Below are 6927 nucleotides of genomic sequence, written 5' to 3' on the forward strand. Positions count from 1 at the left end.
GCCCCCGGATGGGGACGCGGGCGACCGCGCCGCGCGGCTGGCCTCGATCCACGCCGAGGCCTTCGCCGGGCCCCACGACGCGCCCTGGAGCGCGGCGGCCTTCGCGGACCTGCTGGATCAGTCGGGAGTGTTCGCGGTCGAAAGCCCCGACGGGTTCATCCTGATGCGAACCGTGGCCGACGAGGCGGAAATCCTGACCCTCGCGGTGCGGCCCGGAGCGCGGCGCGCGGGACTGGGGGCGCGGCTGGTCGGCGAGGGCGCGCTGGCGGCGGCGGCGCGCGGGGCCGTGCGGGTGTTCCTCGAGGTGGCCGAGGACAATGCGGCGGCCCGGGCGCTGTACGCCCGGGCGGGTTTCGTCGAGGCCGGACGGCGTCCGGGCTATTACGCCGCGGCGGACGGCGGGCGGCGCGACGCCCTGCTTCTGGCGCTCAACCTGGCCGAGACGCTTCCCTAGTCCACCCGGGCGGCCTATTCTCCCGCCATGGACCGTATCGAGAAACTCTGCGCCGAGCGCGGCATGCGCATGACCGAGCAGCGACGGGTCATCGCCCGGGTCCTGTCCAGCGCCGAAGACCACCCCGACGTCGAGGAGCTGTACCGCCGCGCTTCGTCGATCGATCCGCACATCTCGATCGCCACCGTCTACCGCACGGTCCGGCTGTTCGAAGAGGCGGGAGTCGTTGAAAAGCATGACTTTGGCGATGGCCGGTCGCGCTACGAGGAGGCCGGGGACGATCATCACGACCATCTGATCGACACCCGCTCGGGCGAGGTGATCGAATTCTTCGACGCCGAGATCGAGCGGCTGAAGACCGAGATCGCCGAGCGGCTGGGCTTCGAACTGATCGGTCACAAGCTGGAGCTCTACGGCAAGCCGATCGAGGGGGCCGAGCCGTCCAGCCGCGAGGGGCTGATCTTCAAGCGCCACGCCGCGCGGGTTGACGCGACCGAGGTCGATCAGGGCTAGACGTCGTCGTCGCCGACCGGACCGCCTTCGTTTTCCAGCCGATTGACCGAGCGGGCGTCGCGGCTGTTGAATTTGAGATGCACGCCGACGCCGGCGCCGTTCTCTTCGATGAAGACCGCCCCGCCGGACTCCAGCGCCGCCCGCAGGCGCGCCGCGGCCTCCGGGCCCGGATGGATCTTGCCGGATTCAAAGGCCCCGAGCGCCTCGATGGTCAGGCCGGACAGGCGCGCGACATGATCGCGCGGCCATTCGACGAGGGCGCGGGCGGCGCGGGCCTGGGGACCAGTGATCGACATGACGGCAGACTGGCACGATCGTCGCCGTCTTGCACGGCCATGGCGCGAACGGCGCGGGCGCACTAAAAGTCGCCGCATGATCGAGACCCTTGTTCCAGCGCCGGAGACGGCCGAGGCGGGCGCCGCGCCCAAGCGGCTGTTCATCAAGACCTACGGCTGCCAGATGAACGTCTATGACTCGGAGCGCATGGCCGATGTGCTGCGGCCGCTCGGCTATGTCGCGACCGACACGGCCGAGGACGCCGATTTCGTCATCCTGAACACCTGCCACATCCGCGAGAAGGCGGCCGAGAAGGTCTATTCCGAGCTCGGCAAGCTGCGGGAATTGAAGGAGGCCCGCGAAGGCGGCATGACCATCGCCGTGGCCGGCTGCGTGGCCCAGGCCGAGGGCGAGGAGATCATGCGGCGGCAGCCGGCGGTCGATCTGGTCGTCGGGCCGCAGGCCTATCACCAGCTGCCGGAGCTGCTGACCCGCACGGCGCGGGCGCGGGGCGAGCGGATCGGGGCCGATTTCGCGCCGGTCGACAAGTTCGACGCCCTGACCGTCGAGCGAATTGGCGCGCGCGGCGGCGAGGGGGTGACCGCCTTCCTCACCGTGCAGGAGGGCTGCGACAAATTCTGCACCTTCTGCGTCGTGCCCTATACGCGCGGCGCCGAATGGTCGCGGCCCGTGGCGGACGTGGTGGCCGAGGCGCGGGCGCTGGCCGACCGGGGCGTGCGCGAGGTCACCCTGCTGGGCCAGAACGTCAACGCCTATGACGGAGAGGGGCCGGATGGAAAACCCTCGAGCCTGGCGCGGCTGGCGTATGCGCTGGCGGAGATCCCGAGGCTGGACCGCATCCGCTACACGACCAGCCACCCCAACGACATGTCGGACGACCTGATCGCCGCCCACGGCGAGCTGGACGCCCTGATGCCCTGGCTGCACCTGCCGGTGCAGTCGGGCTCGGACCGGATCCTGCGGCTGATGAACCGCAAGCATGGGCGGCAGAAGTATTTCGACCTGGTCGAGCGCATCCGCGAGGCGCGGCCGGACATGGCGCTGTCGGGCGATTTCATCGTCGGCTTCCCCGGCGAGACCGACGCCGACTTCGAGCAGACCATGGATCTGGTGCGGCGGGTGAACTACGCCAGCGCCTTCTCCTTCATGTATTCGCCGCGCCCCGGCACGCCGGCGGCGACGATGGCGGCGCAGGCGCCCGACGCCGTCAGCCGCGCGCGGCTGCATGCGCTGCAGGCCCTGCTGACCGAACAGCAGGTCGCCTTCAATCAATCCCGGGCGGGGATGACGATGCCGGTGCTGTTCGAGCGCAAGGGCCGGCACGGGGCGCAGGCCATCGGCCGCTCGCCCTGGCTGCAGTCGGTCCATGTCGAGGACGCGGATCATCTGATCGGCCGGATCGTTCCGGTGGAGATCGAGCGCGGCCAGCAGAACAGCCTGACAGGACGACTGATGAGTGAACACACCCTGCCCCTGAAGCAGCGAGATGCTGCGCGTCGAGCGATAGGGGCGCAAACCAGTGGCGCGTGAGAGTGAGTTCCTGGCGTTGGACGACGCCGCCCTGCGCGCCGTCGTGGGTCCCAACAGCCGCCACATCGCCCTGATCGAGGACGCCTACAAGGTGCTGGTTGAGGCGCCCGGCGGGGGCGTGACCATCAACGGCTCGACCCGTGACCGGGCCCAGGCCAAACGGGTCATCGAGACGCTGGCGGCGCGGTCGACGACCGGGGCCGAGATCACCGAGGCCGATGTGCGTACGGCGCTGGGGGCGGCGGCGACCCAGCCGCGGGCGGGGCAGGGGACGGTGGCGCCCAACGCCATCGCCCTGCCGGTCGGGCGGCGCGGGGCCATCGCGCCCAAGACGGCGGCCCAGGCCAACTATCTGGACATGCTGTCGCGCTGCGAGCTGACCTTCGGGGTGGGGCCGGCGGGCACCGGCAAGACCTTCCTGGCGGCGGCCTACGGCGCCTCCCTGCTGCGGCGGGGGCAGGTCGACCGGCTGGTCATCACCCGGCCGGCGGTCGAGGCGGGCGAGAAGCTGGGCTTCCTGCCGGGCGACCTGAACGAGAAGGTCGACCCCTATCTGGCCCCGATCTGGGAGGCGCTGAACGACATTCTGGGGCCCGACGACGTGCGCCGGCGGCGCGACAAGGGCGAGATCGAGGCGGCGCCGATCGCCTTCATGCGCGGCCGGACCCTGGCCCATGCCTTCATCATCGTCGACGAGGCCCAGAACACCTCGCGGCTGCAGATGAAGATGGTCCTGACCCGGCTGGGCGAGGGCGCGCGCATGGTGGTCACCGGCGACCCGTCGCAGATCGACCTGCTGAATCCCCGCGACTCCGGCCTGCGCCACGCCCTGCGCATCCTCAAGGATGTGAAGGGCGTCGCCATCCAGACCTTCCAGGCCCAGGACGTGGTCCGCCACGCCATGGTCGAGCGCATCGTGCGCGCCTATGACGCCGACGCGGCGGCGCACCGCCCCGCGGCCGATCTGGAAGACCCGGATTCGCCAGGCCCGGGCGCATGATCGAGGTCGAGATCGAGGACGAGGCCTGGACCCTCGCCTTGCCGGAGGCCGCCGCCGTGGCAGACCGCGCCGCGACCGCCGCCATGGGCGCCTTCGAGGGCGATGTCGTCATCCTGCTGACCGACGACGCGGCGGTTCAGGATCTGAACGGGCGCTTCCGGGACCGGGACCGGCCGACCAATGTGCTGTCGTTTCCGGCCGCCGAGAGCGCGGCGCCGCATCTGGGCGATCTGGTGCTGGCGTTCGGGGTCTGCGCGGCCGAGGCGGAGGCCCAGGGCAAGAGCCTGGCCGACCATCTGGCGCATCTGACCGTTCACGGGGTGCTGCACCTGCTGGGCCGCGACCACGAGGACGAGGCCGAGGCGGAGGCGATGGAGGCCGAGGAGCGGACCATCCTTGCCACACTGGGCGTCGCCGACCCATACAGGGCCGATGCTCAAGCTTGATCCCGCCTCCCGCCGCGACAGCCTGATCCTGCGCCTCGGCCGCATCGCCCTGGCGCTGGCGGCGGGCTCGATCGCGGCCCTGGCCCATCCGCCGTTCGGCTTTCTGCCGGGCCTGCTGGGCTATCCGCTGCTGATGCTGCTGGCCGAGCGGTCGACGACGACCCGCGGCGGCTTCTGGATGGGCTGGCTGGCCGGCTTCGCCTATTTCTTCATCAGCTGCTGGTGGGTGGCCGAGGCCTTCCTGGTCAATCCGGCCCAGGCCTGGATGGCGCCCTTCGCGGCCTCGCTGCTGCCGATCGGTCTCGGCCTGTTCTGGGGGACGGCGACCGCCCTGTACCGCCGCTTCACGCCGGGCGGCGTGGTCCGGGTGCTGGTCTTCGCCGGCCTGTTCTGCCTGCTGGAATGGCTGCGCGGCCATGTGCTGACCGGCTTTCCGTGGAACCCGGCGGGGGCCAGCTGGAAGGCGGGCACGGCCGGGTCGCAGTTCGCCTCGGTCGTCGGCGTCTATGGGCTGGGACTGGTCACCGTGGCGGCGGTTTCGGCCTTCGGACCTCTGGCGGGGCCGGGGCCGCGAAAGGCCCGCATCGGAGCCGCCGTGCTGGGGACGCTGGCGCTGGCGGCGCTGCTGATCGGCGGAACCGTGCGTCTGGCCGGGGCTTCGCCATCGGGCGCGACCGACACGGTGGTGCGCATCGTCCAGGCCGATGTGGACCAGGAGTCGAAATGGACCCCGGAGGCCTATCGCGGCATCGTCGACCGCTATGTGAACCTGACCGCGCGTCCCGGCGCGGTGGTCCCGGACGTCATCATCTGGCCCGAAGGCGCCCTGCCGGCCTCGGCCAACCAGGTGTTCGCCCCCGGCTCGCCGGACGCCGCCGCCATCGCGCGGGCGGTGCAGCCCGGCCAGACCCTGATCCTCGGCCTCGGCCGGGGCGTGGCCGATCCGGCCGCGCCGGACGGCGCCCGCTATTACAACAGCCTGCTGGCCCTGACCGACGAGGGCGGGGAGGGGCTGAGGATCACCGCCGTCTATGACAAATACCGGCTGGTGCCGTTCGGCGAATTCCTGCCGGCCGGCGGCCTGCTCGGGGCGCTCGGGGTGCGCAGCCTGACCCATATGCCGCTGGATTTCAGCGCCGGGCCGCGGCCGGCGCCGATCGCCATTCCCGGCCTGCCGGGAGTCCAGCCGCTGATCTGCTACGAGAGCCTCTATCCCGGCTTCACCCCCGGCGGGGCGGATCGTCCGCGCTGGATCGTCAACATCTCCAACGACGCCTGGTTCGGGCGCACCTCGGGGCCGCTGCAGCACCTCAACCTCGCCAGCTATCGCGCCATCGAGACCGGTCTCCCGGTGGTCCGCTCGACCCCGACCGGGGTGTCGGCGATGATCGACCCCTGGGGCCGGGTGGTCGGCGACCAGAGGCTGGAGCCGGGCGAAAGCGGCGTCATCGACGCCCGCCTGCCGGCCCCGACGGCGGTGACCCTCTACGGCCGGTTCGGGGACCTGCTGTTCGGCCTCGGCCTGCTTGTGGCGCTCGCGCCGATGGTTGGATGGCGTCGGCTCATCGTCCGGGCACGACGCTGATTTAACCCCTTTGTGCAATTTTCCCGCGAGCGGAGAGGGGTTGAAGCGGTTACGCAACCCTCGGCTGCGGCGGAGCGCAAAACGGGGCGTTTTTCCGTGACAGCGGGCCCAAGCAGGCGCATTCAGGCCATGCGTCACCCATGAGAGGGCATAACGAACAATGGCCAGAGGCAAGGGCGAGGATGGACCTCATCCGGTTGACCGGCATGTCGGCCGGCGCGTGTGCGAGAAGCGGCTGGCGCTCGGTTATAACCAGAGCGACCTGGGCCGGGCTCTGGGCCTGACCTTTCAGCAGATCCAGAAATACGAGAAGGGCGCGAACCGGATTTCGGCCTCCAAGCTCTGGGACATCGCGCGCTTCTTCAAGGTCGACATCGGCTATTTCTTCGAGGGTCTGAGCGGCGCTCAGCTGGCGGGCATGGCCGAGGGCGGGGCCGCCTTCGAGCACGATTTCCCGGCCACCCGCTATACGATCGAGATCAGCCGCCTGGCCCCGCAGCTGTCGACCCGGCAGCAGAAGCTGGCGCTGGAGCTGATCCGCGACATGGCCGACCGCAAGGAGACCGACGAGGCCTGAGGCCCGTCGATCCGGCTATTCCGACGACGACGAGCGCCGCCGGCCGAAATCGGGCGCGGCCGCCTTCTGCTCCGCCCAATAGGCGGCGCCGTCGCGCGGCTTGAACATGGTCTTGGCCACGCCCTCGCGCGACACCACGGCGAAGGTGTTGGTCGAGGCCTGATACAGCAGCACGTCGCCGTTAGGCCGCTCGACCCGCTCCGTGTCCGCGGGCGGGCGCGTCGTGAAGGCCTGCACCCTGGCCAGATAGTCCTCGGCCGAGGCGGCCCCGAAGTCAGCGCCGTTGCGCGCGAACAGCCGCGCCGTCTTGGCGTCCAGCGTCTCGCGCCGGTTGACCGTCAGCACCGGTTTGGCCGGTTCAGAGGCCTCCGCCGCCGCGGCGGGCGCGCCGGCCGCCGAGGTCAGCACCGCCTCCGCCCCTTCGGCCGCCCGGTCCCGCGTCTCGACCGCCGAACCGCCGTTGCCACAAGCCGCCAGCAGGAGCAGCGCCAGCGCCGCCGCGGCCGTGTTGAGGTTCCTGTCAAT

At 70.9% G+C, this 6927-nt stretch carries 9 protein-coding genes; 7 read left to right on the top strand and 2 right to left on the bottom strand.

Annotated elements, in window-relative coordinates; genetic code table 11:
* Positions 1 to 37: 37 nt before the first annotated feature.
* Both RDU12_RS10540 and RDU12_RS10545 read left to right on the top strand, forming a co-directional pair.
* The gene (locus RDU12_RS10540) at positions 38 to 454 is read left to right on the top strand and encodes a GNAT family N-acetyltransferase (protein WP_374990212.1); all 417 of its coding nucleotides are present in this window, start codon (positions 38 to 40) and stop codon (positions 452 to 454) included.
* A gap of 27 nt (positions 455 to 481) precedes the next feature.
* On the top strand, positions 482 to 967 hold the full coding sequence (locus RDU12_RS10545; RefSeq protein ID WP_300293118.1) for a Fur family transcriptional regulator: 486 nt from the start codon (positions 482 to 484) through the stop codon (positions 965 to 967).
* Here the strand turns inward: RDU12_RS10545 and RDU12_RS10550 are convergent.
* Positions 964 to 1263, bottom strand: coding sequence for a DNA-binding protein (locus RDU12_RS10550; RefSeq protein ID WP_300293120.1), 300 nt, complete (start codon positions 1261 to 1263; stop codon positions 964 to 966). The genes RDU12_RS10545 and RDU12_RS10550 overlap by 4 nt on opposite strands.
* Before the next feature lie 76 nt (positions 1264 to 1339).
* On the opposite strand from RDU12_RS10550, the gene miaB reads away from it, so the two are divergent.
* The 5 genes from miaB to RDU12_RS10575 all read left to right on the top strand — a co-directional run bounded on the left by miaB (position 1340) and on the right by RDU12_RS10575 (position 6402).
* A complete protein-coding gene (miaB, locus tag RDU12_RS10555; protein ID WP_308684587.1) occupies positions 1340 to 2794 on the top strand; it encodes a tRNA (N6-isopentenyl adenosine(37)-C2)-methylthiotransferase MiaB in 1455 nt (484 codons plus the stop codon).
* A complete protein-coding gene (locus RDU12_RS10560; RefSeq protein WP_308684588.1) occupies positions 2784 to 3794 on the top strand; it encodes a PhoH family protein in 1011 nt (336 codons plus the stop codon). The genes miaB and RDU12_RS10560 overlap by 11 nt, the downstream gene beginning before the upstream one ends.
* A complete protein-coding gene (ybeY, locus tag RDU12_RS10565) occupies positions 3791 to 4240 on the top strand; it encodes an rRNA maturation RNase YbeY (protein ID WP_300292257.1) in 450 nt (149 codons plus the stop codon). Before RDU12_RS10560 ends, ybeY begins: the two co-directional genes overlap by 4 nt.
* The gene (lnt, locus tag RDU12_RS10570) at positions 4227 to 5825 is read left to right on the top strand and encodes an apolipoprotein N-acyltransferase (RefSeq protein WP_300292255.1); all 1599 of its coding nucleotides are present in this window, start codon (positions 4227 to 4229) and stop codon (positions 5823 to 5825) included. The genes ybeY and lnt overlap by 14 nt, the downstream gene beginning before the upstream one ends.
* Positions 5826 to 5985: 160 nt before the next feature.
* Positions 5986 to 6402 (top strand): helix-turn-helix domain-containing protein, encoded by a 417-nt coding sequence (locus RDU12_RS10575; RefSeq protein ID WP_300292253.1) that lies wholly within the window; start codon positions 5986 to 5988, stop codon positions 6400 to 6402.
* A gap of 15 nt (positions 6403 to 6417) precedes the next feature.
* Here the strand turns inward: RDU12_RS10575 and RDU12_RS10580 are convergent, their stop codons facing one another.
* The gene (locus RDU12_RS10580; RefSeq protein ID WP_308684589.1) at positions 6418 to 6927 is read right to left on the bottom strand and encodes an S-type pyocin family protein; all 510 of its coding nucleotides are present in this window, start codon (positions 6925 to 6927) and stop codon (positions 6418 to 6420) included.

The sequence above is a fragment of the Brevundimonas sp. genome (assembly GCF_031082345.1).
In the GTDB taxonomy this organism is placed as follows: domain Bacteria; phylum Pseudomonadota; class Alphaproteobacteria; order Caulobacterales; family Caulobacteraceae; genus Brevundimonas.